This window comes from Seohaeicola nanhaiensis (genome assembly GCF_042654245.1).
In the GTDB taxonomy this organism is placed as follows: domain Bacteria; phylum Pseudomonadota; class Alphaproteobacteria; order Rhodobacterales; family Rhodobacteraceae; genus Seohaeicola_A; species Seohaeicola_A nanhaiensis.
The window spans coordinates 1-25,601 of the sequence record NZ_JBHSGI010000003.1 but is presented as its reverse complement, the minus strand read 5'-3'; the positions used below and the strand labels follow the sequence as shown (position 1 = coordinate 25,601).

Sequence of the window (25,601 nt, the reverse complement as noted above, 5' to 3'; positions counted from 1 at the left end):
AAAACAGAAGCTTGCATGGAGGAAGCCAAATGGGCCGCTGCTATTCTCACCTGAGTCTGGAAGAACGTCGCAAGGTTGCAAAGTGGCGAGAGGCCAAAATACCGGTTCTGGAGATCGCTGCCCTGCTGTCACGATCGGCCTCGACGATCTATCGGGATGTGAAGCGCAACAGCTATGTGGACGACGAACTGCCCGAGTTGAATGGCTACCACGCTGTTGTGGCCCAGGAGATGTACGAGAGGCGCCGAGCTGTGCATCGCAAGATGCTCGTACATCCGCAACTGAAAGCAGCGGTGGAGGATCGGCTCAAAGCCGGATGGTCGCCTCAGCAGATTGCAGGCCGGATGCGCCTGGAACGACATCCTCTCTGTATCAGTCACGAGACGATCTACAGGTTCGCCTATTCCAAGGTCGGGCGGGCCGAGGGGTTCTACCGCCATCTGCCGGAAGGTGCGGCGTCGCGCCCGTGGATATCGGAAGTACCGACACGCCCATATCACCGAAAGCCAGAGCTTGTCCCAAAGGCCGGACCGCATCTCGGACCGCTCGGAGTTTGGCCACTGGGAGTGTGATCTGGTGATGTTCCGGAAGGAGCACGGGAGAGTGAATGTCACCTCACTCGTTGAACGGGTCAGCCGCTATGCCGTCGTGATCCGGAACGAGGACCGTCAATCGAAGCCGATCATGGAGGCGCTGATCAACGGGCTGGCCCCCCTGCCCGCTGAAGCCCGCCAGTCCATCACCTTCGATCGAGGCACCGAGTTCTCAGCCTGGCAGCGGCTGAAGGACGGGATCGGGGCCGACAGCTGGTTCTGCGATCCTCAGGCGCCCTGGCAGAAAGGTACTGTCGAGAATACCAACAACAGGCTGCGAAGGTACCTGCCCCGTTCCACCGAACCGACGGCGCTGACAAATCGATATCTGAGGTCGATTTGCCAGCGCCTCAATTCCACGCCGCGCAGATGTCTCGGCTACCGGACCCCGGCTGAAATCTTCGAGAGCAAGCTGATGGAGATCCGGAACAGACTGACGTAAAACGATAAATCAGAATTGGCACTTCAGCGTGAGCTCACATTTGGGCAAGTTCAATTGCGGGTTGGAAACTCTACCTCACCCTATTGCGCCGTTTTTGCAGAGCCGCAACGCTTGCATTAAAGTCCAGCCTTCCTGCCTTGGCTCGACGGATCAGTTCGCGCATCAAACCGCCAGGATTGCGCACTGGATAAATCGGATGATCTCGCTGCGCATCAACCAATAGTAGGCAGAAAGCCAACCCGTGGTCGCCCAAGGTGCTCTGGCCCTCGTGCCAAACTGAAGCATGGATATCGAGCATCGGCAGCAACGCCCACGCCGCCTCGATGATGTCGCGCTCTTTGAGAGGTCGGTTCTGATCTCGGCTCGCGTCAAGCATCATGCGTAAGCCGTCGCCGGCAATGCGATATAGATTCTCTGGCGTCAGAGCGGGTGGCGCGGGGCAGGGAATTGATGATGGCGATTCACTCTGTGCGATTTCCGCGTGTCTTCCATAGTTATCCACAGCGGGCGGCGTCTTTACAGTTTGAGTTTCTTCTCTGGTGTTTTGTGTAAAGGGCCGGAAGTTTTCCGCTGGCTGGTCGGAAGAAAGCCCACGTTTTTCAAGCCAGTCATCAAGGCTGTTGCACAGATCGGAACTGGCCTTCAAATGGGCGTTGAGCCGCTCCAGACCGAGACGGCTTAAAGCATCGCTGCGTGGCCATTTATCGAAACTGGCGAGAATCTTGACGATCTCAGGATCTTTGATAGCCGAGGAGGGCAGGGCGGCGATGCACCGTTTCATGTGACGCAAACGAAGGGACCGAAGATCCTTCAAAGCGCGCAAATGCCTCCGTTCCGCACGGAGCCGATCGCGAAGGGCTATGAACTCTTTCAGTCGCGCGATCAGCGGAGTCAGTATCAAGCCTAGGCCAGCGCGACCATAGCGGGCCCCATTCGCCGCGACACGTTTCACGATCAGCCCAAGCTTGGCCAGCGCGGCCTCATCCGTTCGCAACTGGCGCGACGTCTTGCCAAGTTCGGCCGCTGCGAGATCTTGCGCGCCAAAAAACACCGGTTCACGATGGGGAGAGGTCCAGTCGGATGCGCGGGTCCGCCCGATGATGTAGTTCAGAACTGCGAGGCGCGCCGGGCGCAGGCCTATATGCGGGGCAACCTCTGAAATTAGTGCCATAACAGCACCTTTGGTCCAGCCTTCCGGCAGGGTGAGATGGGTTTGGATCACGTTCACTGTCTAGTCCTTGTGAATTGGGACAAGGCTGCAACAGGGCATCCGTGTCCCAGCGAGCGACACGTTTTTTCATTGCCTTGACTGTCGGGACTGCTAGAACGAGATCACAGTTTGATTTGATCTGGCGGAACGCCAATTCCGTTGTTCTTTGAGCCCCTCGCTTGGTTGCCGCCTTGCGGGGGTTTCTTCTTTTTTATCGTTTGCCTGTGACTGTTTGAGATCAGTAGTTGACTTGTTCGAAGCCATAGGTGCCCTCAAAATCCTCCCAATCGACGAACACAGCACGGACCCAGATATCGGGGCAGTTCTGGCCGTATCGCTCGGCCCCTCGGAAGGCTGGAGGAAGGGCACTTATCGAGCTGTTTTGCCACCGGAATTGGCCGTCCTGATCATACGTGCCACGCCGCACAGAAGCATATCTGTTGCAATCGTCACGGCCCTCCCTCTGACGTGCCGTAACCTGAAAGACATCTATGGAGCGGATGAAATCAAAAGCAGGGTCCGTCACATCGATATCGGCGGCACGCCCGACAGCTTGGGCGAGCTGGAGCGTTTCTCGCTCTCGGGGCAGGGAGACTGCTGGACCCAGATTGAACCCCGCCAACCTGTAGAGGCGCTCAACCGGGTTCGGCGCTTCGAATTCAGCACGCATTGGACAACGCCAGATCTGCAGCGGTGGCTCGACCGGCCAGGGCGTGATCCGGCGGATAAACTCCGCGCGCGCGCGAGCGCAGGGAACCGACGCTGGCCAACCGCCTGCGAGGCACAGGAGGATCGCACAATCGATCTGGTAGCCTTGTGCGGCGGCAGGTTTGGCAGCAAGCGGTGTAAGCCCGATCGCGATGATCACGGCAGTTGACACAAGCCGCCTCATGACAGAGCGCCGCCGCTAACCTGTTGGCGTATAATAAGACTTATGTTAATTGTGTCATGACTACTGACATATTTTGCGCGTCGTTTCATTGGAACATCTCCTGGTAAGCGTCAAGCACAAGACGGACTTCGGCCTGCGCGGAAGCTGATGCTGCGGCGAGGCAATTCAGATAGGTTTGTGCCTCATCGAAGTAGGTGTTGAACTCGGCTCTGATGTCGTCGCCGTACTCGTTCAGGAGCGCAGGCGAAGCCGCCAGCTCTGGCCGCAACGGCAATACGCAGTCCATCGCCAGCGTCTCGGCGTTTGCTGGGATCGCTAGGGCGATGAATGTGCTACATGTCAGCAACCGCGACATCTGGTGGTCTCCCGACAATCTGTGGGCGAATCGTGTGTCGGACCTATCATCGAAAAAATATCGTAATCAATCAAAAGATATCTATTGACCTCTTGAAGTGTTTTACGCTACGTCGCCGCATATCTTGTGACATGCGCTGTTTGAAGCGGTGCAAAAGCAGGTTACTTCCGTAGGAACTTCTTTCCTTCGGAGGCAAAATGGCAGGAACAAAATACCCCGTGATCCTAACATCGCACATGCAAGAGGCGATCGAGGGTGGGGCATGGATCGAGGTGGAATGCGTTGAGGCCCCGGAAAAGGGCGGCAATACGCATAGGGGTGGCTGGACGGTTTTCGTCTGCTCCAATGACGGTCAAGGCGGTGTGCACCGGTCGATCTATGTGACTAACCGGGATCTGAAACCACGCGTCTTCAAGACCGCAGCAGGGCTCATGAGCTTCTGCCTGGAGCTCGACGCAAAGGTATTCAGCTGCCCTCTCCGAGAAGGTGAGAGAGGCACGTGGGAGTTTGAGACGACAAGGTATCCTACCAGCGGCTAGCCTCGTTCTCTGGGGGCTTTCAGGCCCTTCCACTCATGCACAATCCGTTATCGATCTCGATGCTCCAGACCGTGTTGGTCGACTGACCAGTAGCGTTCTCGACTTTGCAAGACCCCAACCCGAGCAAGGCGACATTGTCGCACGGTCTGAGGTCGTCCCTCTTGACTCACCACGCCTTTCTCCGCCTCGGGTCCCATCGGGCCGCCCTGCGGTCGAGACTATGATCCTTGATGTGGGTTCGGTCTACGCGGACCACCCGGCCCTGCGCAGGGCAGGGATGTCCTCTCGCGATTGGCTCGCATTCTTTCGCGCCAACATCGCTATTGAAAGCGCATTTGATCCAGGCGCGCGGTCGCATGTCGGCGCAATCGGGCTTGGGCAGTTGATGCCGGACACTGCACGCGTGCTTGGCGTCGATCCGCATGATCCTGAGCAAAACCTGCATGGATCCGCCCGCTACTTGCTGACACAACTTGATCGTTTCGGCACGCCGCAGCTTGCGCTCGCGGCCTACAACGCCGGCCCCGAAGCCGTGGCGCGCCATGGCGGGATTCCCCCTTACCGCGAAACCCAAGGCCATGTCCGCAAGGTCATGGCCGTCTATGCCCAATCCATCGGAGACCAGATATGAAACGCATCGACTATACCCGGGCGGCATTGGCCGCGTTGCTGATGTTGGCTGCGGCCCCGGCGCTCGCACAAGACCTTAGCCCGGTCTCTGACATGATCGACAACATCATCGACGCGGTGACGGGTCCGATCGGTCGTGGCCTCGGTGTGCTCGCTCTCGTGGGATCCGGTGTCATGATGTTTTTCGGGCGCCTCAATTGGCCGATCTTCGTCGCCGTGTTTGTCGGCGTGGTGCTGATCTTTTCGGCCGAGACCATCATCGACGGCTTTGCGGCTCCTTGATCTGACCGGCCGCAGAGACCTCCATGCGCGACACACCACTCTTTTTGGGGCTGACCAAGCCGCCACGGATATTCGGTCTCCCGATCGGATATTTCGTGGCGCTGGTCTTCGCATCCGTGATCCCTTTCATTCTGGTTGACGACATGCGGTTCCTGCTGGTGTTCCTTGTGGGCTACCCACCGCTTTGGCTGGTCGCAGACCGCAATCCACATCTGTTTCAGATTTTGAACGTGGTGATGTCGCGCACACCGCGAACGAGTGTGCGATCCGGTGATGGGGGCGATCTCTATGTCGCGTGAGTTTCGGGGGTTAATTGCCAGCAGCGCTGTTCGGGATGCACTTGGGGACAAGGTTTTGAAAGCCGAGCGTCTTGGGCGGCACCTACCTTACATTGCTGCGGTGCAAGACAATGTCATCCTGACGCGGCAGGGTGATCTGATGGCGTCGGTCACGCTTGGCGGGATCGACAGCTTCACCAGCGATGACGCCCGGATAGATGAGATCAGTGAAGGCTTTGCCCGGATCGTCAGTCAGTTGGGCGAGCGTTTCGGTTTCCACATCAACAAGGTATCACGCCCGGATGTCGCGGACCTTGCTGCGCCTGACGGTATGCCTTTTGCAAATGCGGTAGACGCGGCGTGGCAGAGAAGCCTGCGCGCACGTGACCTGAAAGCCCGCACCTTGATGCTGACAGTATTGATGCGTCCGTCGATACCGCAGGCATTCTCGAAGGTTCTGGGCGCCCTTGGCGGCGGCCGCGATTTCCAGAAAGACATCGATACGCGAATTGTTGCCCTGGAAGAGGCCATGACGCTGCTCATGGCGATGTATTCCGACGCAGGTGTAGCGCGCCTGACAGTCTCGAGCGGGGACTGGCTTGCAGTGTTGGCCGCGGTTCACGGACAGAGCTATGGCAAAATCATCGCGGCCCCCGGGCAACTGTTGGCTGACACGATGAGCAATTTCGACGTCAGCTTTCAAGGCAAAACCATGCGGCTGGAAAGCGGCGACAGCGCACGATACGGCGCGATTTTCGGGATGAAATCCTATCCCAGTCGCACCTGGCCAACCATGCTTGACGCGTTGGAACTGCCCTATGACATCACGATCACCAACTCTTTCACGCCGCGGCGCGCCAATGAGATGGTTGAGCGCATTCAACGCACCTTTCGCCAGCGGGGTGCCTCCGAGGATGCTGGTGTCAGCCTGACAGAGCAATTGATCGAAGCCGCCGACGCCGTGGCATCCGGCCGGTCGACCTTTGGGACACATCACGCCTCCGTGCAGGTTTTCTGTGACAGCGCCGAGGAACTGGAACAGGCAGCTTCCGAGATCTGGCGGGCGGGGCAAGAGACCGGTGCCGTTCTGGTCCGGGAATCCTGGGCCGCAAAGGCACTCTATTTCGCGCAAGCGCCGGGAAACTGGGCCTACCGGATCCGTGACGGGATCGTTTCGTCGCACAATTTCGCGGAACTGGCGGCGTTTCATAAGACAAGGCCAGGGCGCGGACCTGAGGCCAGCCCATGGGGCAAGACGATCACGGCCTTCCCGACCGTGACCTCCAGCCTCTACCGGTTCAACTTTCACGAAGCGGGGCGCCGGACCGATGAGCCAAGCGTCGGGCACACGCTTGTTCTGGGCCGCACCGGGTCCGGCAAGACACTCGGCACGGCCTTTCTCATGGCGCAGGCCCGCAGAGTGGGTGCGCGGGTCATCGTTTTCGACAAGGATCAGGGGTTGGAGATGGCGATCCGCGCTTTGGGTGGCAGCTACAGCGAAATCAAGGTGGGCCAGCCCACCGGCTTTAACCCGATGACCACGGAGACCGATGCGCGGGGGGCCGCCTGGCTGACAGATTGGCTCGGTGACATTCTGGCCCGTCACCGTCCATTTGAGACGGTCCAGACCGCAGCACTGAACGAGGCGGTTCGTCAGATTGCCGCCGCGGAGCCGGGCCTCAGAAACTTCGACGGTTTGGCAAGCCTCGTGGCTTCAACCGATGATGATGGCGACCTGGTGTCCCGCGTGCGGGAATGGACAGAAGCCGGCCGGTACGGTTGGCTTTTCTCAAGGCCCAGTGCCCAGTCGATTGCCATTGGCGAGGATGTCCTTGGTCTCGATATGACCGAACTTCTGGACCAGGACGCAGAACGCTCCGCCCTGCTCGCCTATCTCTTCCGCCGTATCGAGCGCGTGATCGAGGATCGCAGACCAACGATCATTGTGATCGACGAGGCGTGGAAGATGTTGGCTGACGATATCTTCGTCAAGCGCCTCCATGACTGGCTGGTTACCATGCGCAAGCGCAACTGCGTGGTGATGATGTTGACCCAGACACCGGGCCATCTGGACCAAAGTTCGGTCGGCCAGATCATCGCGGAAAGTGTGGCAACCCAGATCCTGTTTCCCAATCCACGGGCAAATCCGAAGGATTACAGCATCCTGCGCCTGAATGCGCGCGAGGCGGATTTTCTTTCCAGCCCGACAGCCGGATTGCGGCTGGCATTGATCCGTTCCGGCGCCGACAGCGTGTTCGTCAATACCGATCTCGCAGGCTTGGGCGGTCTGGTTACTGTTCTTGGTGGCGGCAAGACCGGCGAGGAAAAGGCGCCTGCCAATTGGCGCAAGAAAGAAGAATTCTGGAAGGACATGATGTGAAAGCACGATTTTTTCTGTTGGTCGCCACGACGGTCCTGAGCGCTTGCGAAGGTGCATCAACAGGCGTGCGATCGCCCTGTTTTGAGCGGCCCGTTATGGCGTTCTCGGCCCCTGCTCCCGACCTTGTTTCACGGAATGCGCATTGTGATTTCCAGAGCTTCTAGAATGGCGATTCCGTTGGCCTTGGGTCTTGGCTCGCTTGCCTCCGCGCAGGGCGTGCCAGTGATCGATGGCTCCAACCTTGCCCGCACTGTGTCTCGCGTCGAAGAGCTCGCACGCGACGCCTTGCGGCAGGGCCAGAAGCGCGACGCCCGCCAGGAACAAGCGGATATCTATCAAGAGCAGCTTGAAGCCTATGAGCGTTTCCTTGCGGAGACCACCGGTGTCACCGACCTGAGTGGGTTCGAGGCTGGTGGGCTCGGCTGGGCGAGCGCTGCAGAGACTTACCCAGCCCAGGAAGATCATCCTGATGCCGATCGCCTCTTCGGTGAGCCAAGCGACGTGGAGCGCATGATCATCACGGTGGCGCGGCGCTATGAGGGCCATCCCGGTGTTGCGGCCGCCGGTCTGACGCCACTGACGTGGCGTATCCTGTTTCAGTCACTGATCAAGCAGGAAAGTCGTTTCAACAATGCAGCCGTCTCCCCCGTGGGTGCGCGCGGTTTTTGCCAGCTGATGCCGGGCACAGCATCGGATCTCGGTGTGAACCCGTATGATCCTTGGGAAAACCTGGACGGTGGCGCACGCTACATTCTCACGCAACTGAACCGCTTCGGTCGAATCGATCACGCTCTGGCGGCCTATAATGCAGGCCCCGGCCGTGTTCTCGAATATGGTGGTGTGCCTCCTTTCGAGGAAACCCAGACCTACGTCCGGCGCATCAACGGCTATTACAACGACTATCTTGGCACCATCACCGGCGTCGACATGACGGGGTCACTGGCGGGCTTCGATGGCGCCTCGGCCGCCTGGGGCAACTGGGCGGATGCCTCGGTCGGCTATGGCGCCTACATGGGCACCCAGATCGATCAGGCCATGACGAGGATCGCGGCGCTTTTGCGTAAAGATCCGCCCGATAACGCAAAAGAGGCGCTGGACCGCTCCACCTATATGCTTGCTGAACGGGCGCGGCTCATGGCGCTGACGCTGCGTCTGCGCGCGGCCCACGTGAAAGTCGAAGCGGCACAAGGTTTGACCGAGGCCGCCGATCACTTAGAGCAATCCACTTTCTGGAGGTATTCCGATGAAGGCTGAGACCCGCCTTGCCGCTATCCTTGTCGCGGGCACGCTCATGGCGGCACACCCGCCCCCAGCCTTCGCTCAGGGTGTGCCTGTGATCGATGGATCGAACCTCGCGCAGAATATCGAACAGCTGCAGGCCGCGCTGCGCGATGCGGAAAACCAGCTCCAGCAAATCGAGGAATTGCGCACCCAGATCGAGCGCCTCACTGATATTCAGGGCCTTCTTGATGACGTCCTGGGTTCAATTACCGGCCTGAATGAAATCGCAGCCCTCTTCAGCGATGTGGAGGACCTGCGTGCCCGCGCCCAGAAGATCACCGATCTATCGGGTTTCATGGACAACCTGTCACTCGGGGATTTTGACAGCCTGCTGGACAATCTGCTCGATGGCAACGTCACCATGGGTGAGCGCCGCGCCGCAGATGCCATGCGCGAGACCATGGCCAGTGCGGGGTTCACCTCGGAAAAACTCACCGAGCTGAACGACGCCGGGAACCCGCAAGGCGCTGCCATAGCCGATCTGGCGGCTGCCAATGCCATGGTCATCGGGCAAGCCCAAATTTCCTACGAGGAAGCCGCACAGAGCATCGAGCGTATCGATGGGCTGGTGGAAGCGATTGGCGAACAGGAAACGCTCAAGGAATCGATCGATCTCAACACGCGTATGGCCGCGGAGACGAATTACATGCTGGGCCAGATGTGGCGCCTGAATGCCGCCCAAGGCTTGGCGCAAGGTCAAAACGGCATTGATTTCGCGGCCGAGCAGGCCCGCACACGCTCCTTCTTTGATTTCTCCGGCGCCGAGGACTGACCCTTGAATACATCACTCAAAGCACTTGCAGTTTTCATCACCCTAGCAGGCAGTGCCTGGGCGGAAGACTTGCAAGACCTGCCCGACGATACGTTGCTCGGGGAGGTCGTCACTGCCACCGAAAATGGGGAGGAAGAGCGCCTCCTCGATCTGATGCGCGAGGTACAGGCAAGAGGGTTCTTGATGTTCCCGAAGCCGCAAACCTGCACCTTCAGCTATCCGGACACTGAGTTTTTCGGCAACGAGATTTTCCGTGGAGCGGTTCGATGGGGCTTCGGCACCGACCTGAGAGAGCTTGCAATGTCGCAGGGCTTCTGCGGCTGCATCTATAATCTCGGGTCGCTCGATGCGTTCACAACAGAACGGGTCGACAAGCCTGCGCATGCGCTCACAGCGGCGGATTTCAATACCATGCGCCGGTATCGAAACGCGGATTGGAATACCATTGATCAACGGTATGCAACCTTTCGCGAAGAAAGCTGTGGCGCGTAATGGCGATCATCGCGGACGTATTGACCATGGTCGACGCGACTGTGGCAGGTGTCGCAGCTGATACTTATGACAACACCGTTGCAGCTGTGCGCCCCGTGGTGCGAGCAGCGTCCGTATTAGTAACGATCCTCGTTGGTGCTAATTTGCTGATCCAAAGCGTTGAACTTACGCGTGCAACGATCGTCGCCCTTGGTCTGCGTTTGGCGTTGGTGAACGTGTTCCTGACCTTCGCGAACCTCTCTGTCCCCTATGACGCTTTGACAAACGCCCCGGCGGAGCTCGGCGCGGGGATACTGAACTCACTATCAGGCGGCACAGTTGGGAACCTTTATGATGGAATCGACAATCTCTACTCCCAAGCCCTTAATGTCGGACAGGCGATCAGCCAGAATGGAGGCTGGCTGGCCGGTGCCATGACCAGCGTGGTCATGTTTCTTGTGGCCGCCGCCATGGCGACGATCACCATCATCGTTCTGTCGGCTGCCAAGATCATGTTGGCGGTATTGATCGCTATCGCACCTGTGGCCGTGGCCTGCACCTTGTTCAAACAATCCGCGCCGCTGTTCGAGGCCTGGGTCAAACTCGCCATCGGTTTTTCCTTTGTGCCGCTTTTCGTGGCTGCCATGGCAGGATTTACCATTGCCACTGGCAACGCCGTCGCGCCGGGGAGCCTCGACAGCGTCGAAACACTCGGGGACGCGATTTCGTTTGTCGTGGTGATGATGATCGGCGCCGGCCTGATGTTGCTCGTGCCAACTTTCGCGCAAGGGCTTGCCGCCACGAACATCGGCCTCGCCTCGATCGGTGCAAATGCCGCGCGGATGCCCGGGAACGCATGGCGCAATACCGGTGCCGCGATCCGGGGCGGAGATGACATGCGACGGGGCTTCAACGCAGGACTTCAGGGACAAGGCGTCTCCGATCGATCGTCCAGCGCGGCCCGTGCCGGGAGCTATGCGGGCGGTGCGGTCAAGCTCGCTGGAAAGATGAAGAAGGGATAGTCATGAGTGATTTCGATATCGATTTGGTGATGGGTCCGCGCCGGGCAGCGCGCGCGGCATGGATCGTTGCGGGCTGTTCCTGCGCCGTATCCGTGCTGTTGGCCCTGACCATTACGGTTATGTTGCCCCTGCGCGAAACCGAAGTGTTTACGGTCCTCGTCGACAGCACGTCGGGTGCAGCAGAACGCATCTACCAGGTTCAGCCAACCGGTATCACCGATGAGGAAGCGATCAAGGAATCCCTGCTTGTTAGCTATATCAGCGACCGCGAAAGCTATTTCAGGAACGGCATTCAAGAACGGCTCGAAAGTGTCCAGCGGCGCTCCAGTGGGCCCGCCCGCGCCTCGCTGATAGAACTCTGGACCGCGGGGTCGGAGAATTATCCACCGCGCAGCTACGGCGCGAATGCGCAGGTCGATGTCCGCGTGCGGGCGATCACCTTCCTGCAGGACGAAGTGGCTCAGATCCGGTTCGACAAACGCCTCACCCGACCCAACCAGACCCCCGTCACGCAAACATTCATCGCCACCGTAGGGTTTGAGTTTGCCCCCCGCCGCGAACGCTCCCTGACACGCGTTTGGGAAAATCCCCTTGGCTTCTCGGTGACCGCTTACCGGGTCGATGCCGAAACACTGACACGAGAATAGTTCATGAAAACCTTTATAATTGCCATCGCAACGGTCGGCGGGTTGTTCGGAACGCCCGCCTTGGCCGAGCGCGCACCGGTCACCATGGGTCAGGACGCCCGCGTTCGCCACGTGACCTTCAACCCTACGGATGTGATCCGGATCGACACCCACCTTCGGGTAAACACGTCAATCGAACTCGGTCCCGGCGAACGGATCAATCAAGTCCTGATCGGTGACTCCGCGTCCTATGAAGTGGAGGTTCTGTCAAACCGCAATACGATCTCGATCAAGCCTGTCGAGGCACGGGCCGCGACAAACCTGACGATCTTTACCAACCGCCGCGCTGTCGCCTTCTATCTGACAGAGGGACGCTCGCGGACACAGTCTTTCCGGGTCGTCGTAAACTTTCCCGACGAGCGACCCGCCGGGCCCCAGCTTGCGGCTGGAGGCCGAGATACCGGCTATCAGTACGCGGGCAGCGGTGCGATCCGCCCGGTGCGGGTCTGGAATGATGGGCGCTCGACCTTCTTTGAATTCCGGCCCGGCGTGCGGCCCTCGATCTTCGGCTTGAACGCCCAAGGCTACGAGATCACCCAGAACAGCCAGACGCAAGGTGCGGTCGTGCGGGTCACCGGCGTGCGGGACGCCTACACCATCCGCATGGGCGACGATCATATCTGCATTACCCGGGAAACTGGTGGGTTCACGACCGAGGCTGCCGCCGTGGCCGCCCTGCGTGGACGGGAGTTCTGATCATGAGCGACGAGAAAACCGGGGAAAAGGAATACAGCTTCGCACCCAAGCGGCGCGCATCTCTCGGGCTCAGGCTTGGTTTGGGTGCATTGCTTCTGGCTGGGACCGCCATCATTGCCTACCCGCTTGTGCAAGGCAGCGGCATCACTTCTGCCGTTGAAACATCGAAAGCCGACGACTTTCAGGATCAGGTCGACGGTGACGGGTTCGGCCGCATGACAACCGACGCGGAACCGACCGAACAAAGATCAGAGCCTAGGTTCGATCCCGGACCAATCGAGGATGAACTCGCGGCGCAGCGCCAAGCCCTCGAGGAACAGAACGCCAAGCTTGCGAGCGACGTGGTCGCCCTACAAGCCCAGTTGGCAAGACTGGCCGAGGCCCCTGCCCCCGACAATTCCGCCGAGCTGGCCGAAGCGCTGCGCTCGGTCCAGGAACAGAACACGGCGCTCATCGCCCAGATGCAAAGCGAGATGGACACCCGGTTGGCAGAAGCCGATCTTGAAGCGCAAAAACGTCTCGCTGATGAGGTTGCCGCACGCGCGCGTGTTGCCGATGGCCGGATGGAGCAGTTGATGGAGCAAATGCTCGGACTGCAGCGCCAGAACGACGCCCTGCAACAGCAGATCGATGACGGTATGCGTGACGCTCTACGCGCGCAAACCGAGCGGGATCAGCTCGCTGCCGAGGAAGCCGCGCGACGGGCTGAACTGGACCGTCGGCGTGCCGAGGCGGCGGCGCTGCGCAACACACAAATCCGGTCCGAAGGGGTGATCTTTGATGCGGGCGGCCTGACGGGCAGTCCGGCATCTGACCCTGAGAGGGGACCTGCGGTCGGAGATGCGGCGGCGCGCGCCTTCGTGTTGGACGGTGCCCAGCCCGTTCAAGTCGCGACAGCGGAGGTAATCGCCAATCCTTCCAATACGGTTCTGCAGGGCACGCTCATTCAAGCGTCACTGGAAACCGCCATCGAATCCACATTGCCCGGACAGATTACCGCCATCGTGAACTACCCGGTCTGGAGTTTCGATCAGTCCCGCGTTCTCATTCCCGAAGGCTCCCGCCTCTTCGGGACCTACAATTCGAATGTCTCTTTGGGCCAGGCCCGCATTCTGGTTGGCTGGTCACGCATCGTCACACCCGAGGGGCAATCGGTTCAGCTCGCCGCATTTGGCGCGGACGATCAGGGCCGCTCGGGCGTCACTGGCTCCGTGAACTCCCGCTTTGGGCTGCGCTTTGGCACAGCCGCATTGCTCTCGATCATCGGCGCAGGACCGGCAATCGCCGCATCCGAGGCCAGCTCCGAGACCGGATCAGAAATTGCCGAGGATGTCGCGGGCAGTTTTTCGCAGGCCACCAATGCGGTGATCGGCGAATATACCACCCTGCCTCCGGTTATTTCGGTCCAGCCAGGTGCTGCGATCAGTGTGATCGTCGACCGTGATCTCGAGTTCTATTGAGTGCGTTTCAGGTTCGACAAAATAATCATGTGCCGAAACACGCGTTCGACCGAAGGGAGAGGCCGCGTGTCTCAAAGCAACACAAACCTGAAACACACGGGCGGCCAGCCATGAACCCGGCGGCAGAAAAAGCCAGTTTTCTTTCGACCTATCTAAAACCTCTGGCTGCACCGCTCGCCGATCCCTGCGTGGTCGAAATAGCGGTCAATCCCGATGGAAAGGTCTGGGTGGAAACCCGGGGGGCTGAGCATATGGTCGGCCTCGAAGGTGTGTTTTTCTCCCCTTCCCAAGCTCGGGACCTTGCAACATCCATTGCCAGCGCCACCCACGGACAGATCAGCGAGAAAAAGCCGCTCGTCTCCGGCAAGATTGAGATGAATGGCAAGCCGATCCGGGCACAGGTCGTCTATCCACCGGTCGTGGATGGCGGGCCGTCGATCACCTTGCGCCGCTATAGTGAAGACCAACTCACCTTGGGCGACATGTGTCTGTTGCACGGTGCATTGATAGACCTGGACGCCGAACGACAGGCAAAAGCCGAACGGGTGATCGCACTGACCGAGGCGGGGGATATTCGAGCCGCCATGAAACTCTGCATCGACGAGCGGTTGAACATCATGATCAGCGGCGGGACGTCCACGGGCAAAACGACTTTTGCTCGGGCGCTTCTCGCGCTGGTAACCGAGACGGAACGTATCGTGACCATCGAGGACGCATTCGAGCTCTTTCCACCGCAGCCCAATCGCGCGATGCTCAAGGCGGACCGTGTCCCCTCAAGTGAGCGCACCGCGGCCAAGTTGCTGGAGACCTCTTTGCGCATGCGTCCTGACCGGATAATTCTTGGCGAATTGCGCGGCGATGAGTGCAAGACCTTCCTCGACGCGATCAACACCGGCCATTCAGGCTCTTTCACCACAATTCACGCCGATACCGCGCAGAAGGCGCTCGACCGCCTAGCCCTCATGGTCATGTCGGTGGGCATCAATATGAGCTTTGAGGAGGTAAGGCGCTATGCCGCGTCCAGCATCGATGTCGTGGTGCAGCTCGGTCGGAAGGACGGACGGCGCGGGGTCGAACAGGTGTGGCTGCCGGGCAAGTCAGGTCAGGCGATCGGCTCGGACCTGAAATACATGTAGCTCTTAGCGACATTTCGCTTGACTTTATCGGAAATGTCGCCCATAGCTACACCATGAAGCAGATCAGCTATACGAAGGCCGCAATCAAAATGTTGCGCCGAATGCCCGAGAACACTGCCGCGCTGATCCGCTCCAAGATTGAGGCTTATGCGCAAGACCCTTCATCGCAGGCCAACAATGTAAAGTCCCTCAAGGGCCGGGAGGGTATTCGCCTAAGGGTAGGCGATTGGCGTGTTATTATGGATGAGCAAGGCAATGTCCTGGCTGTTCTGGATATCGGACCCCGTGGCGGAATCTATGACTGAAAGGACATGACATGAACGAGATGGTGACGATCCCCCGCGAAGAATACGACCGCCTGCAGGCTGCGGCTGAAGATCTGGCTGATCTGCAGAGCTATGACCGCGCCAAGGCTGCGCTGGCGGCGGGAGAAGAAGAGCTTGTCCCATCGGACTTCGTGGATCGCCTGCTGAATGGCGAAAACGCCCTGCGTGTATACCGAGATCTGCGAGGTCTGACACAGGCAGCGCTGGCCGAGAAGGCGGGCGTGAACCGCGTCACCGTCGCCGAGATCGAAACCGGCCGCAAGCAAGGTTCGGTCACAACCCTGCGCGCATTGGCAAGCGCCCTCGACGTCACGCTCGACGACTTGGCGGACTGAAGCCAGCCCTTTCCAAACAGTTCAGTGATCAGCACCACGGACTGCGAGAAAAGCAGTCAGGCCTCATTCCCAGGATTCAAGGCGACGCCTGCTCCAACAGGGTTGATGGGCGCGCCCGACCACCGAAACGTGTTTTCTTTGGCTTTGCCCTCGCGGCCTCTGCGTATCCCTGTAGTGCGCCTGTATAGGTCTGGACCGCAGTCTCGAATTCCTTGTCGCCCATGGAGATCGCCGCGGGTGCTGCAGGTTCTGAATGCTCGAGGGTGATTTTCTTCGGCCTGTTCGAGACTGGCGCTGCAGCAGGAGGATAGGGCAAGGAATGCCCCTGCCGTGCTTTGTCGATCTCCTCAAAATGCCGGTCCGCATAGTAGCGGATGTGATCCGCCTTGATTGGATATTGCCCCTCAGGCAGGACTAGGACCTTGTCGAGCGGGAAACGCAGCAATTCAGCGGGGGATACCAGCGCCCGTTCTTCCGAGCGACGGCTGATATTTGCACTTTCCGAGAGCTTGCGCACGGTTGCCTGTGATCTGGTCTTGCCCACGATCGTGCGCTTGCCGAGGGCTGCGGACAGCACGTCGGCGGTGCGATCATCCTGCGGGGTCATGTAGATCTGCACACCCGCACCGGCCTGCAGCGCGCGGCGGTCGGTTTCGCCATAGATGCCCTCAAGACCGGGGATCGACTGCGAGATGATAAAGAGCCGCCCGCCATAGGAGCGGATCGTCTTGATGCTCTGCAAGACCAGGGGTTGTTTGCCCAGTTGGTCGAATTCATCCATCAGGAACATGACGGGATGTGGCTCGTCCGGTCCGGGATGCGCGCGCTGCAAACATGCGATGGCATCGGCGAACAGGAGCCGGATCAGGGGGGCCAGTGTTTTCAGGTGCTCCGGCTGCACGACAATATAGAGCGACTGTGGCTCTCGTCGGAACGTCCCGAAGTCGAAATCGCTTGCCTGTGTCGCCCGGTCCACCGCCGGATCGAGCCAGAGCTCCAATCCGGCACCGCGGATCACACTGACATAGGAATCGAGAATCTTGTCCACTTCGTCGGCCATGCTCAGGAAAATCTCTGCCACCACCGGGTTTGCGGTCTGCATGGCGGCCCGTTTGTAGAATTCCTTTTTATTGCCGCCGCCAGTCATGATCCGCAGCGCCTCACCGATCGTCGGCTTGCCGGTCTCGATGGCGTAGAGGCAAGACGCCACGAACAGGCTGCGTCCGGCCTGGAAAAAGCTCTGTGCGTTCACGCTTTCGACGATGAGGAACAAGTCCGCCATGGTGTTGACGGCGGTGTATTGCTGCTCGGGGCTGGGCAGATCGGCAATGCGCTGGAGAGGATTGAACCGGTGCGTGCGGGTCAGGACGGGCCCGTTCTTGCCCTCGGGCTGAACGTAGTCATAGGGCGAAAAGTACCAGGCCTGATTGTTCAGCGCCTTTTGGCGGTGGATGGATGTCTTCTCGAAATTCTCGCCCTTGACGTCGAGGATCACGGCGCTGCCCTGGAAGTGCAAAAGGTTCGGCAAAACGAAGCCTACCCCTTTGCCCCGGCCCGTTGGCGCGATCATCATTGCGTGTGGGAAGCGATCTGGCGTTGCCGACACGAAAGGCGCGCGGGACGCAGGTGACCCGAGCTTGCCGAACAGAAAGCCGTTCTGGGAAAGAGATGCCGACATACGGTTGCGGCGGAGCTCGGGGCGCGACTGGAAATGCGCATCATCATAATCGGTGAGCGACCCGCGATGAACGGATGTCGCTCCTGTCGCCGCCAGAAGCAGGGCAGGAAGTGCCGTGATGAGCCACGCAGTATGTTCCACCGCAGGGTTTGCCTTGATCCGTGGATCAGACAGATTGAGCAGCCAAAGTTCGAAAATATCGAACCCACCCAGGTCTTCGCCAAATCGCGCCATCAGATAAAGCGTGGCGATCGCGGCACCGATCCAGGTGCCAACACCGAGACCGAGCAGGATGGCGATTGGATACCGCCAACGGCTTTCCATTGCATGCAGCATGTTTTGAATCCTCTAGAGGCCGTAATCGCCACTGGTATCGTCCCGGTCGCGCCCCCGCTCCTCGGCGCGCTCGAAAGCCTCGATCCGGGTCCGGTAGATGGCGGCGGGTTCGCTGTCGCGGCCGGCAATGTCATCACCGGCATCCACTGCCGCGATGGCCTTTAGCTCCGAGAACACGGCTTGTCGCAGACCAGGGTCTTCGATGCGGTCCATGAGCGGATCGATCCGGCCCGCTGCCAACTGATCCATATCCCCGTCGCGCAGGTCTTGCCGCACGTCGGAGATCAGCTTGTCCAGCGTGGCGATGTCGGCAAGGCGACTGCCCTGCCCCGCGTCGAGAATGTCCTGACGCGCCAGATCCGCCAAAAGATCACGATCCATGTGCAGCCCCGCAAAAACATCACGCGCGCGCGCCTGCAGGTCGCGTTCGAGCCCAAGCCAGTCCGAGCGCTCCTGGGCGTCCACTGGGCGTGAGGCTTCGAGTTGCGCCTCGCTGCGATGGGGTGCGGTGAAACGGGCAGCAGCTTCTTCGATGCTGCTGCCGGCCTCCTCGAGCCGTGCCTCCATCGGTGCAAGAACGCGCGCCAACTCCGCTCTGAAATGACCCAGTGCAGCATCGGCCTCGGCGACGAGCGGATTGCCCTCCTCTGCAGCCCGTGCAGCCAGCCCCGCAATCCCCTGAACTCTGTAGGGATCGCGCTCGGGCGACACCGATGAAGAATGATCCGCAAGAAAGTCGCGGCCCAGAAGCCTGCCCATTTCGCGGGCCTGCCCGGCAAAGAGCTGTTCCAGTTCGACCTTTTCGGCACCGGGAGCCATGTCCTGAATGGCGCTCCACGCGGTGTCGGCTTCCGCTTGCAATGTCTCGCGGGCGGCGATCAGACGACCGATCACATCCGCTCCGGCAGCGGGGATATCAACCCCTTCGGCAAACCCTTCTTTCACCGGCATTCCTTTCATCAAGTTGGTGGCGGCAAGCTCTGCGCCCTCCGCGATGCGCCCCATCCATCCATCCGGAGGGGTGTCGGCCTCCAGGCCCATCCCCGCAAGTTGCGCCAGCTGCCGATACCCCTCGGCGTGTCTGCGTATCTCGGCCTCTCGCAGAGCGCGGCTTTCAGGATCCAGCGGGGCAACCACTGGCTCCCGTCCCTCCTTGCGGGCCGCCTGCAAATCAGTGTCCCGCGGGGCGTTTTCCATGATGCCTCGCGACAGACGGGAAGAGGCGTTCAGCACCAGCCCGTGCTCGCCCGCGATCTGCGCATGCAGCTCGCGCATCATGTCATAGCTGATCTCGGAATGGCGGCTGATCGAGAGGAACTTGCCGTCCTCCATCCCGACCTTGTCGACAAGAACATGGGCATGCACATGATCTGTGTTGCAATGAAGGGCCGCCACATACCGATATCGATCCCGGTAATCCCCGCCGAACACCTCCTGCGCCCATTCGCGCGAGATGGCTTCCGCCAACTCCGCCTCGGTTCCCTTGGGAAAGGACAGGATGATGTGATCGGTGTGACCCCGTTTCGGCGCCCCGCACCAGGAAGCACTCCAATCGGCAATGACATTTTCCATGCCGCGCTCGCCAAAGGCACGATCGATGCCGATCTGGTTCGACCAGGCTGCGACCCGCGCCTCGTCGCGCAGAATGTATTTCATCTGTCGACGTAACTCTTTGGGCGAATGACACCCGCCCGTGCCGACCCGCTTCACCACGCTTTGCGGCACCCGCAGCGCGTTCCAGGACATTGCCGCAACTGCCCCGCCGGACGTGCCACGCCGACGGCCCGGCGATACGCGCGCCTCGCCCGCCATGGCTGCAGACCGCCGCCCCACATGAGGCAGTATCTCGCCTAATACCGCCTGCTGGAGGGTGCGTGCTTCAGCCATCGCGCTGCCCCTCCCCAACGTCCCGAAGATCGGACACCCGGACGAAGGACCCGCGCAGCGAGGCCGCGCGCAAAGCCTGCACAGCCCGGGCAACCTCTTCGGCCCGATCCGCAAGCCGACCGACTAGTGCCGCGTCGCGCGCGTTCCACCGCAGCTTGCCCGCATGGGCAAGCTTCAGCATCTGCACAAGATTGCGCGCCAAGGCATTGAGCTGATTGGCCGACGCCTTGAGCGCCGTGACCTCGTCCCGGCGAAACGCGACAATGCCGGATGACAGACGGATCATGTGGCGGAGCAAACCCGACGTGCTCATGCCCGTCTCGGCCACAAGCGCCTCGAATGCTTCGGCCTCACGGGCGGACACCCGAACCTGCAGCACGCGGCCCTTTGTGGTTCGATCCGTCACCACACCGCGCGCCCGCACGCGGGCGACAGTGGGCCGGGAGCAGCCAACACGCACGGCGATCTCCCCATCGCCAAGCCCTTGCGCGGCAAGCCGGAGAACCTCCTGTCGGGCTATGTTGGAGAGGCGTTTCGACATGGGCGGCAAGATTTATCATTAGATAGTTTTTGTAAACGCGAAGACTCTAATGAGTCGCCGCACAAGTTTTGTCGTACACAATACCGTTCCTGTCAACGTCCCTTCGGTCCGTTGTCGCACCTTCGGTGATCAGCAGGCAGGGCCTTGGCCATGCCTGCTGTAAACCCCACGCGACAACGAACAGACCGAAGGGACACCGCCTCCCCCGCGCCGCGATCCGGGACCCCGGCCCGGATCCTGAACAGGCGCGGGAATGACGTCGGCGCAGCCGACACGATATCCCTTCACTGGCGTTGAATGCTCAAAGGGGTTCTCCCGAAAGGAGAAGAAGACCTTGTGGGATTGGAACGCCTGCGCAGCACCGTGCGTATTACGTCGGCGCTGATACGGATAGTCGATGGTCAGGTGACCCGACACCTCGAAGGCTGATGGCAGCATTGGGAAATTGCCACAACGACGCGATGGCGAAAAGGATGGGCGCTGCAATCACGGTCGGCGTGAGTGACCTGCTGACCAATTGACCGAACGCGTACGCAGATGATCGCCAAAACAGCACATCGCCTCAGCAGCTGCACATCTGTCCGACCCAAAGGTTGAACGCCTGTATCGCGCAAGGTCTGGACGCCATCCCGAGGCATCGCCATAACGGCGCAAGATATATGTTATGGAGTCGAGGAATGCTTGTTGTGACGGCCATCTCCGCGAAGGGCGGTTCGGGAAAGACAACTCTCATACAGATGCTTGCGTCCGCCATGCTCGCACGCGGCCGCCGTGTGCATGTCATGGATGCGGATGCTGACAAGCAAATCCTCGAATGGGAATCAAAAAGCGCGCGCGCCGACTTCGGTGATCTGCCACGCCTTCCATGGCCCGCAGGCTTGACCGTGGCCGATGCCCCCGAGACCGTTGAAGGCCTTTACCACGCGCTGGACAGCTTTGAGGCTGAAGGTGTTGATCTGGTTCTGATTGACACCCGCCCCGGCGAGCACCCCGACACCGAAACACTGGCGCTGGCCTGCGACATGATCCTGGTGCCGGCCGTGCCGGTACAATCGGATTTCGTGGCGGCCCTGAAAACCCTGACATGGGTAATGCGCATGATCGAGACCCTCGGGCCGGATGACCCCGCCCCGCTGTTTTCCGCGGTATTGATGAACGCGGACAAACGCGCGATCGATTTCGTGACCGCAGGCGATGACTTTGAGCGTGATGCGGCAAGACGCAGGGTTCACCGGCAGGACCTTGAGGTCTTCGAGGTGATTTCAACCCTGCCGCTCCTACCAACGCCGGTGCCCCATCTCACTGCGATCCAGCGCATGCCGCTGACCGGGCCGCTGGGATACGTGCGGGACATTTATGAACAGGATCTTCGTCATCGGTTGCAGGCGGGGCATCTTTCCTCAGCCCTGACACTGTGCGGCGATGTCCTTTGCGACATCGAGGCCATGGTGGATGCTGCCAATGGCTAGGAAGATTCCAAACCGGTCCGGGACCGCTGTCTCGAACGAAGACAGGCTGGCGCGGTCGCGGCAGTTCGCCACGAGCGCCACAAGATATGCCGCGTTCGATCAGAGTACGGCGGAAGCGGTCGCGACAGAAGGCCCAGCGGTAAATTCAGTGGACAAGAATGAACCCCGGAAAGGGGAAAAGGCAGCCTCGGCTGAAACAGCGCGCATCAACCTAGAGGTATCCACCCAGCCGGTGGCGGATGATGCTTTCAGCACTCGCACCGAAGCGCAGTCTCGAACCTATTACGTGCGCATCGGGGCTGAAGGTCAGGCACGGATTGAGGCGCTGGCAGAACGATCTGACCTTGACCCGGACTACGTTCAGCGTGCCTTGATCAAAGCGGTTCGCGCCCGCATGCAAAACCTGCGCGACACCGCGACCTGGCATGAGGTTGCCTCCGCTGCACGACCACGCCTGGCCGAGCCCAAAGGCACTGGTGCCCCCTTCATGAAATCGATGGTCAGGCTCGACGCCGCCCATGTGGCGGCGTTGCAGACAAGCATTGAAGACCCGCTCAACGTCTATGGGGTGACACAGCTGTTGTCTGCCTTCGGCAAGGCGCTGCTGAGCTCTGAGATCGAAGAGCTCGCTCAAAAGATCAGCGGCATCGAAGCTCGGGCAGCGCGTCCTGATCCAGCGTAAAGGCATCGCGTGCGGTCACGACAGCAATCTGACCGCCCGCCTCGATCATATCGATGAGCTGTGCCCATTCGGCAGGATCAGCATCCCGTTGCGTTGCGATCCCGTCCTGCACTGAAAAGGCAGCCTGCTCTCCGGTCGCCGCGAGAAAGACAATGCGTTGTGGCGCTTTGTCATCGCTGTGACGCGACAAAAAGTACGCATGGCTCTCGTTTGGGTTGTAGACACGGTCAGGATCGCAAACTAAGAGCAAGGTCCCGTCGTTTGCAGTCGCAGCATAGGTCTCCAGACCTCGCGACAAGCCGATCTCCCACTCGGCAGCGACAGCCGATGAAGCCGCGCCCAGAAAGAGCGCAATATGTAGAGGCCTGTAAAGCAAGTTACTAAACTCCGTTTTGTGTTGGCCACGCATATATAGGTACAGGCAGATACCTGCCACCTGATAACTGCGTCTCCGACCAAATGGAGGTCAGGAGAAGAGCATGAAGAATTATGCGGGTCACCCCGTCGAAGTCATTTGGGCGACGGTAAACGGTGAAGACGTCGAGGTTGGCGTCTTATTCCAATGGAGCTGCGGCATGCGCCGTACAAGATGGTCTGATGACTTTGATCCGTCGGACGGTGCGAACCTGAGGTACGAGCCCTATGAGGACGCAGGATAGACCGCCTCCAGCGCTAAAATGCTCGCAAGCGAGCTGAGCAACACGATTGTGATCCGGGGGCAATGACACCGAGAAAGAGAGAGAACACGCGGGGCAGAGATCGTTGCAAAGGCGACGACGGTTTGCAACGCTACCAAAGAAGACCGATAGGAGACCCATGAGATGAAAGAGATTTTCAACGTTGGCGAGACAATCTTGCTGGACGCCGCGCCGCTTGCACTGGTGACCCCCGATGGCGTCAAGGCCTGGATCGAAGACGGCGTTCAGCACAGCTTTCGCTATGACCAAGTGCGCGATCCGCTCAGCGGCCAGATGAAATACCGCCGTCTCTACGAGAAGAACGGGTCGGATATGCCGTTCGTGCTGGTAGGCAACCCTGACAGTGAAGAAGGCGCGCACGTTATTCTGTTCGACCAGAAGCCAGACGCATAGCCCTTCGGAATCTTATGTCAGGTGGCGAAGACTAAAGCCCCTCGGCTTCGCCCGGCGGCAGCGTCCACCTTGCAAGAGGGATGCAGACCCGTCAGGGCTGAAAGTGGATCGTGAAGGCGACCATGTGGCAAACGTCTTGGGATGGCTCAGGATGAGACAGGCCAAGACGTATTGGCACAGGAATACAGCAAGGTCAGAATTCAGGGCGGAGCCTCAGCAGCCCGGCCCCGCTTACGGGGCTTGCCCATGTCGAAACCTTCACCATTGTAGACAGTCACGCACATCGCAGCATGGAAGCCTCTTTCCCAGGTGCTGCATCGTGTTCGGCCCAGAGCGGTCGTTCATCGAGCCGCCTCGCGCCGCATTGCGGTATCTCTGAACCTGCCGTTCGTCGCCAGTCGCAGCATTCTTGACCGTCCAACATCAGGAACCGCTTTCCAACTTGAATGACCTGAAGCCTTCGGGCGAAGAGAGTGTCGCGACGATCAGCATGGGAACTGCTCAGGCTCCGTTCCCAACAGCCCAGCCCGAAGGGTGCGCCTACCACACACACGTAAACCCCATGGCTGGCGTTGTTCAGGAGGCCTACCGAATCCACTTTCAGGTCATATGGGCAACAACATCTAGCGCTTGCACGGCACATATCATACCATAAACGAGAGACCTTGCCCAACCACTACGTACCACTGGCTTGCGTTTATGGCCGCTTGGAATTCGATATGAACAATTTTCCCCGGCCCTCTGAAATCATGAGGCACAACAGACCCTATCTATTCTCGGACAGCAAAACTGAGGGCGTATACATATTGGCAAAATCCGAGCTGAGCCATCATTTGGAAAGCTTAACTCAGCGGAATCAGCACCAGGACTTTGAGATTTTTGCGCGCAAGCTGTGCGAGAGAGAGATTTGCCCGAACCTCCGTCCTCAGACCGGGCCGGAGGGCGGCGGCGACGGAAAAGTAGATACGGAGACTTACTCCGTTGCGCGCGAGATATCAGACCGCTGGTTTCAGGGACTGCCAGGCTCAGGTGCGGAAAGGTGGGGATTTGCTTTCAGCGCGAAGGAAAAATGGGCGCCGAAAGTTCGGAGCGACGTCCAGGGCATTGTTGATACAGGTCGTTCTTACGACAGAATTATATTCGTCACCAGCCGCGCGGCGCGATCCAAGGATCGCCTGCGGGTCGAGGACGAACTCGTCAAAAAGTTCAATGTTCCCGTCACGATTCATGACAGATCATGGATTATTGACCGGGTTTTTGAGCATGATCACAAAGACCTTGCATATGAATATCTGAAGGCTGGTCAGTATGACGAGTCCAAAATGGTGGTCGGGCCGCGCGATTTTGAACGGAGGAAGACTCTAGACGCACTCGAAGAACGGATCGCCAAGGGAGGACAAAACGGCGGAGAAATCACGCAGCGGGTCGTGGACGCTCTGGAAGCTGCGCAGTTGTCGAGAATGCTGGAAAGGCCGCGGATCGAAACAGTCGGTCGATTTGACCGGGCAATAAAACTGGCAAAGAAGCACGGAACTAGGCGGCAGAAAATGCAGGCCATCTATGAGGGCGCCTGGACCGATCTGTGGTGGTTCGATGAAATTGACGCCATCAATGAATCATACGAGGAGATTGAAGCGCTTGCGTTTGAGGAGAACCACGCGGACGACATATCCAAGTTGTCCAACCTGTACACGGTTCTGACTGCGCGGGTTATGCAGGGTTGGGAAGGTGCTGAGGAACTTGAGATTGAGGCGCGCGGCGAACGTCTGCGAGTCAAGGTTCAGGAGATTAGCGCAGACGCGTCCCGGCCAAACAATGCGCTTTACGGAAAGGCGCTTGGCCACCTGCTGGAGCTGTCGTCTGCATCCGTCAAGACAGATGAAGAGAAACTTGATGCAGTCTGGAACGGCCTATCCGAGGTTATTGATCAAGCACATGGCCTTGGAGAGTTTCCTGCTGAGATGATCGATCAGGTGATCGATGCGCTACAGCCCTTCGCTCCTGCCAGCGACGCATTCGATGCTCTGGTGCTTAAGCTTGCCGAGTTCATGGGCGAAAGGGCCATGAATCGTCCCGGTTTCACCGGAGACCTTTAGCTTCATTTCACGCGACCATATCGAGCACGTCGTGC

The 25,601-nt window shown here is 59.5% G+C and carries 25 protein-coding genes and 1 pseudogene; 19 read left to right on the top strand and 7 right to left on the bottom strand.

Annotated features, from left to right (window positions below; genetic code table 11):
* Window positions 1–29: 29 nt before the first annotated feature.
* Window positions 30–1,035 (top strand): annotated as a pseudogene (locus tag ACFO5X_RS06200) (IS30 family transposase).
* 70 nt (window positions 1,036–1,105) lie between these two features.
* On the opposite strand, the gene repC reads toward ACFO5X_RS06200, so the two are convergent.
* From repC to ACFO5X_RS06185, 3 genes are all read right to left on the bottom strand, one after another.
* Window positions 1,106–2,263, bottom strand: a complete 1,158-nt coding sequence (repC, locus tag ACFO5X_RS06195; RefSeq protein ID WP_380716407.1) for a replication initiation protein RepC — start codon at window positions 2,261–2,263, stop codon at window positions 1,106–1,108.
* A 220-nt stretch (window positions 2,264–2,483) separates the two neighbouring features.
* Window positions 2,484–3,137, bottom strand: coding sequence for a hypothetical protein (locus ACFO5X_RS06190; RefSeq protein WP_380716406.1), 654 nt, complete (start codon window positions 3,135–3,137; stop codon window positions 2,484–2,486).
* 85 nt (window positions 3,138–3,222) lie between these two features.
* The gene (locus ACFO5X_RS06185) at window positions 3,223–3,492 is read right to left on the bottom strand and encodes a hypothetical protein (RefSeq protein WP_380716405.1); all 270 of its coding nucleotides are present in this window, start codon (window positions 3,490–3,492) and stop codon (window positions 3,223–3,225) included.
* Between the two features lie 621 nt (window positions 3,493–4,113).
* Here ACFO5X_RS06185 and ACFO5X_RS06180 point away from each other — a divergent pair.
* The 14 genes from ACFO5X_RS06180 (at window position 4,114) to ACFO5X_RS06115 (ending at window position 15,786) form a co-directional block, all read left to right on the top strand.
* A complete protein-coding gene (locus ACFO5X_RS06180; RefSeq protein WP_380716421.1) occupies window positions 4,114–4,662 on the top strand; it encodes a lytic transglycosylase domain-containing protein in 549 nt (182 codons plus the stop codon).
* A complete protein-coding gene (locus ACFO5X_RS06175; protein ID WP_009819927.1) occupies window positions 4,659–4,943 on the top strand; it encodes a TrbC/VirB2 family protein in 285 nt (94 codons plus the stop codon). Before ACFO5X_RS06180 ends, ACFO5X_RS06175 begins: the two co-directional genes overlap by 4 nt.
* Before the next feature lie 23 nt (window positions 4,944–4,966).
* Window positions 4,967–5,242, top strand: coding sequence for a VirB3 family type IV secretion system protein (locus ACFO5X_RS06170; RefSeq protein ID WP_380716404.1), 276 nt, complete (start codon window positions 4,967–4,969; stop codon window positions 5,240–5,242).
* A complete protein-coding gene (locus tag ACFO5X_RS06165; protein ID WP_380716403.1) occupies window positions 5,232–7,601 on the top strand; it encodes a VirB4 family type IV secretion system protein in 2,370 nt (789 codons plus the stop codon). Before ACFO5X_RS06170 ends, ACFO5X_RS06165 begins: the two co-directional genes overlap by 11 nt.
* 165 nt (window positions 7,602–7,766) lie before the next feature.
* The gene (locus tag ACFO5X_RS06160) at window positions 7,767–8,855 is read left to right on the top strand and encodes a lytic transglycosylase domain-containing protein (protein WP_380716402.1); all 1,089 of its coding nucleotides are present in this window, start codon (window positions 7,767–7,769) and stop codon (window positions 8,853–8,855) included.
* Window positions 8,845–9,654 (top strand): type IV secretion system protein, encoded by an 810-nt coding sequence (locus tag ACFO5X_RS06155; RefSeq protein ID WP_380716401.1) that lies wholly within the window; start codon window positions 8,845–8,847, stop codon window positions 9,652–9,654. Before ACFO5X_RS06160 ends, ACFO5X_RS06155 begins: the two co-directional genes overlap by 11 nt.
* Before the next feature lie 3 nt (window positions 9,655–9,657).
* Complete coding sequence (locus ACFO5X_RS06150; RefSeq protein ID WP_380716400.1) at window positions 9,658–10,146, top strand: hypothetical protein; 489 nt, start codon at window positions 9,658–9,660, stop codon at window positions 10,144–10,146.
* Entirely contained in the window at window positions 10,146–11,147 is a 1,002-nt protein-coding gene (locus tag ACFO5X_RS06145; protein ID WP_380716399.1) for a TrbL/VirB6 family protein, read from the top strand. The genes ACFO5X_RS06150 and ACFO5X_RS06145 overlap by 1 nt, the downstream gene beginning before the upstream one ends.
* 2 nt (window positions 11,148–11,149) lie before the next feature.
* Complete coding sequence (locus tag ACFO5X_RS06140) at window positions 11,150–11,794, top strand: VirB8 family type IV secretion system protein (protein WP_238373086.1); 645 nt, start codon at window positions 11,150–11,152, stop codon at window positions 11,792–11,794.
* 3 nt (window positions 11,795–11,797) lie between these two features.
* Window positions 11,798–12,529, top strand: a complete 732-nt coding sequence (locus ACFO5X_RS06135) for a TrbG/VirB9 family P-type conjugative transfer protein (protein WP_380716398.1) — start codon at window positions 11,798–11,800, stop codon at window positions 12,527–12,529.
* Window positions 12,530–12,531: 2 nt separating this feature from the next.
* Window positions 12,532–13,989, top strand: a complete 1,458-nt coding sequence (locus ACFO5X_RS06130; protein ID WP_380716397.1) for a TraB/TrbI/VirB10 family type IV secretion system protein — start codon at window positions 12,532–12,534, stop codon at window positions 13,987–13,989.
* A gap of 110 nt (window positions 13,990–14,099) precedes the next feature.
* On the top strand, window positions 14,100–15,125 hold the full coding sequence (virB11, locus tag ACFO5X_RS06125) for a P-type DNA transfer ATPase VirB11 (protein ID WP_380716396.1): 1,026 nt from the start codon (window positions 14,100–14,102) through the stop codon (window positions 15,123–15,125).
* Window positions 15,126–15,178: 53 nt separating this feature from the next.
* Window positions 15,179–15,430, top strand: a complete 252-nt coding sequence (locus ACFO5X_RS06120; RefSeq protein WP_380716395.1) for a type II toxin-antitoxin system RelE family toxin — start codon at window positions 15,179–15,181, stop codon at window positions 15,428–15,430.
* An 11-nt stretch (window positions 15,431–15,441) separates the two neighbouring features.
* Window positions 15,442–15,786, top strand: coding sequence for a helix-turn-helix transcriptional regulator (locus ACFO5X_RS06115; RefSeq protein WP_380716394.1), 345 nt, complete (start codon window positions 15,442–15,444; stop codon window positions 15,784–15,786).
* A 76-nt stretch (window positions 15,787–15,862) separates the two neighbouring features.
* On the opposite strand, the gene ACFO5X_RS06110 is transcribed toward ACFO5X_RS06115, so the two are convergent.
* From ACFO5X_RS06110 to ACFO5X_RS06100, 3 genes are read right to left on the bottom strand one after another with little or no spacing between them, the layout of a single operon-like run.
* Window positions 15,863–17,800, bottom strand: coding sequence for a type IV secretory system conjugative DNA transfer family protein (locus ACFO5X_RS06110; RefSeq protein WP_380716393.1), 1,938 nt, complete (start codon window positions 17,798–17,800; stop codon window positions 15,863–15,865).
* A gap of 12 nt (window positions 17,801–17,812) precedes the next feature.
* The gene (locus tag ACFO5X_RS06105) at window positions 17,813–19,687 is read right to left on the bottom strand and encodes a relaxase/mobilization nuclease domain-containing protein (protein ID WP_380716392.1); all 1,875 of its coding nucleotides are present in this window, start codon (window positions 19,685–19,687) and stop codon (window positions 17,813–17,815) included.
* Window positions 19,680–20,228, bottom strand: a complete 549-nt coding sequence (locus ACFO5X_RS06100) for a plasmid mobilization protein (RefSeq protein WP_380716391.1) — start codon at window positions 20,226–20,228, stop codon at window positions 19,680–19,682. The genes ACFO5X_RS06105 and ACFO5X_RS06100 overlap by 8 nt, the downstream gene beginning before the upstream one ends.
* 677 nt (window positions 20,229–20,905) lie before the next feature.
* Here ACFO5X_RS06100 and ACFO5X_RS06095 point away from each other — a divergent pair.
* Window positions 20,906–21,697, top strand: a complete 792-nt coding sequence (locus ACFO5X_RS06095) for a nucleotide-binding protein (protein ID WP_380716390.1) — start codon at window positions 20,906–20,908, stop codon at window positions 21,695–21,697.
* A 148-nt stretch (window positions 21,698–21,845) separates the two neighbouring features.
* Complete coding sequence (locus tag ACFO5X_RS06090; RefSeq protein WP_380716389.1) at window positions 21,846–22,379, top strand: hypothetical protein; 534 nt, start codon at window positions 21,846–21,848, stop codon at window positions 22,377–22,379.
* Here the strand turns inward: ACFO5X_RS06090 and ACFO5X_RS06085 are convergent.
* Window positions 22,336–22,755: a hypothetical protein gene (locus ACFO5X_RS06085; protein WP_380716388.1), complete on the bottom strand. Its 420-nt coding sequence runs from the start codon at window positions 22,753–22,755 to the stop codon at window positions 22,336–22,338. The genes ACFO5X_RS06090 and ACFO5X_RS06085 overlap by 44 nt on opposite strands.
* A 445-nt stretch (window positions 22,756–23,200) precedes the next feature.
* Between ACFO5X_RS06085 and ACFO5X_RS06080 the strand changes: the two genes are divergently transcribed.
* Together ACFO5X_RS06080 and ACFO5X_RS06075 are read left to right on the top strand one after the other, a co-directional pair.
* Entirely contained in the window at window positions 23,201–23,470 is a 270-nt protein-coding gene (locus ACFO5X_RS06080) for a hypothetical protein (RefSeq protein WP_380716387.1), read from the top strand.
* A 719-nt stretch (window positions 23,471–24,189) separates the two neighbouring features.
* Window positions 24,190–25,566, top strand: coding sequence for a hypothetical protein (locus ACFO5X_RS06075; RefSeq protein ID WP_380716386.1), 1,377 nt, complete (start codon window positions 24,190–24,192; stop codon window positions 25,564–25,566).
* Window positions 25,567–25,601: the final 35 nt, after the last annotated feature.

Coding starts and splice junctions, on each gene's coding strand:
- ACFO5X_RS06190 (WP_380716406.1), bottom strand. CDS start 3,137: ATGAGGCGGCTTGTGTCAACTGCCGTGATCATCGCGATCGGGCTTACA.
- ACFO5X_RS06185 (WP_380716405.1), bottom strand. CDS start 3,492: ATGTCGCGGTTGCTGACATGTAGCACATTCATCGCCCTAGCGATCCCA.
- ACFO5X_RS06175 (WP_009819927.1), top strand. CDS start 4,659: ATGAAACGCATCGACTATACCCGGGCGGCATTGGCCGCGTTGCTGATG.
- ACFO5X_RS06170 (WP_380716404.1), top strand. CDS start 4,967: ATGCGCGACACACCACTCTTTTTGGGGCTGACCAAGCCGCCACGGATA.
- ACFO5X_RS06165 (WP_380716403.1), top strand. CDS start 5,232: ATGTCGCGTGAGTTTCGGGGGTTAATTGCCAGCAGCGCTGTTCGGGAT.
- ACFO5X_RS06160 (WP_380716402.1), top strand. CDS start 7,767: ATGGCGATTCCGTTGGCCTTGGGTCTTGGCTCGCTTGCCTCCGCGCAG.
- ACFO5X_RS06155 (WP_380716401.1), top strand. CDS start 8,845: ATGAAGGCTGAGACCCGCCTTGCCGCTATCCTTGTCGCGGGCACGCTC.
- ACFO5X_RS06145 (WP_380716399.1), top strand. CDS start 10,146: ATGGCGATCATCGCGGACGTATTGACCATGGTCGACGCGACTGTGGCA.
- ACFO5X_RS06140 (WP_238373086.1), top strand. CDS start 11,150: ATGAGTGATTTCGATATCGATTTGGTGATGGGTCCGCGCCGGGCAGCG.
- ACFO5X_RS06135 (WP_380716398.1), top strand. CDS start 11,798: ATGAAAACCTTTATAATTGCCATCGCAACGGTCGGCGGGTTGTTCGGA.
- ACFO5X_RS06130 (WP_380716397.1), top strand. CDS start 12,532: ATGAGCGACGAGAAAACCGGGGAAAAGGAATACAGCTTCGCACCCAAG.
- virB11 (WP_380716396.1), top strand. CDS start 14,100: ATGAACCCGGCGGCAGAAAAAGCCAGTTTTCTTTCGACCTATCTAAAA.
- ACFO5X_RS06120 (WP_380716395.1), top strand. CDS start 15,179: ATGAAGCAGATCAGCTATACGAAGGCCGCAATCAAAATGTTGCGCCGA.
- ACFO5X_RS06115 (WP_380716394.1), top strand. CDS start 15,442: ATGAACGAGATGGTGACGATCCCCCGCGAAGAATACGACCGCCTGCAG.
- ACFO5X_RS06110 (WP_380716393.1), bottom strand. CDS start 17,800: ATGCTGCATGCAATGGAAAGCCGTTGGCGGTATCCAATCGCCATCCTG.
- ACFO5X_RS06105 (WP_380716392.1), bottom strand. CDS start 19,687: ATGGCTGAAGCACGCACCCTCCAGCAGGCGGTATTAGGCGAGATACTG.
- ACFO5X_RS06100 (WP_380716391.1), bottom strand. CDS start 20,228: ATGTCGAAACGCCTCTCCAACATAGCCCGACAGGAGGTTCTCCGGCTT.
- ACFO5X_RS06095 (WP_380716390.1), top strand. CDS start 20,906: ATGCTTGTTGTGACGGCCATCTCCGCGAAGGGCGGTTCGGGAAAGACA.
- ACFO5X_RS06080 (WP_380716387.1), top strand. CDS start 23,201: ATGAAAGAGATTTTCAACGTTGGCGAGACAATCTTGCTGGACGCCGCG.
- ACFO5X_RS06075 (WP_380716386.1), top strand. CDS start 24,190: ATGAACAATTTTCCCCGGCCCTCTGAAATCATGAGGCACAACAGACCC.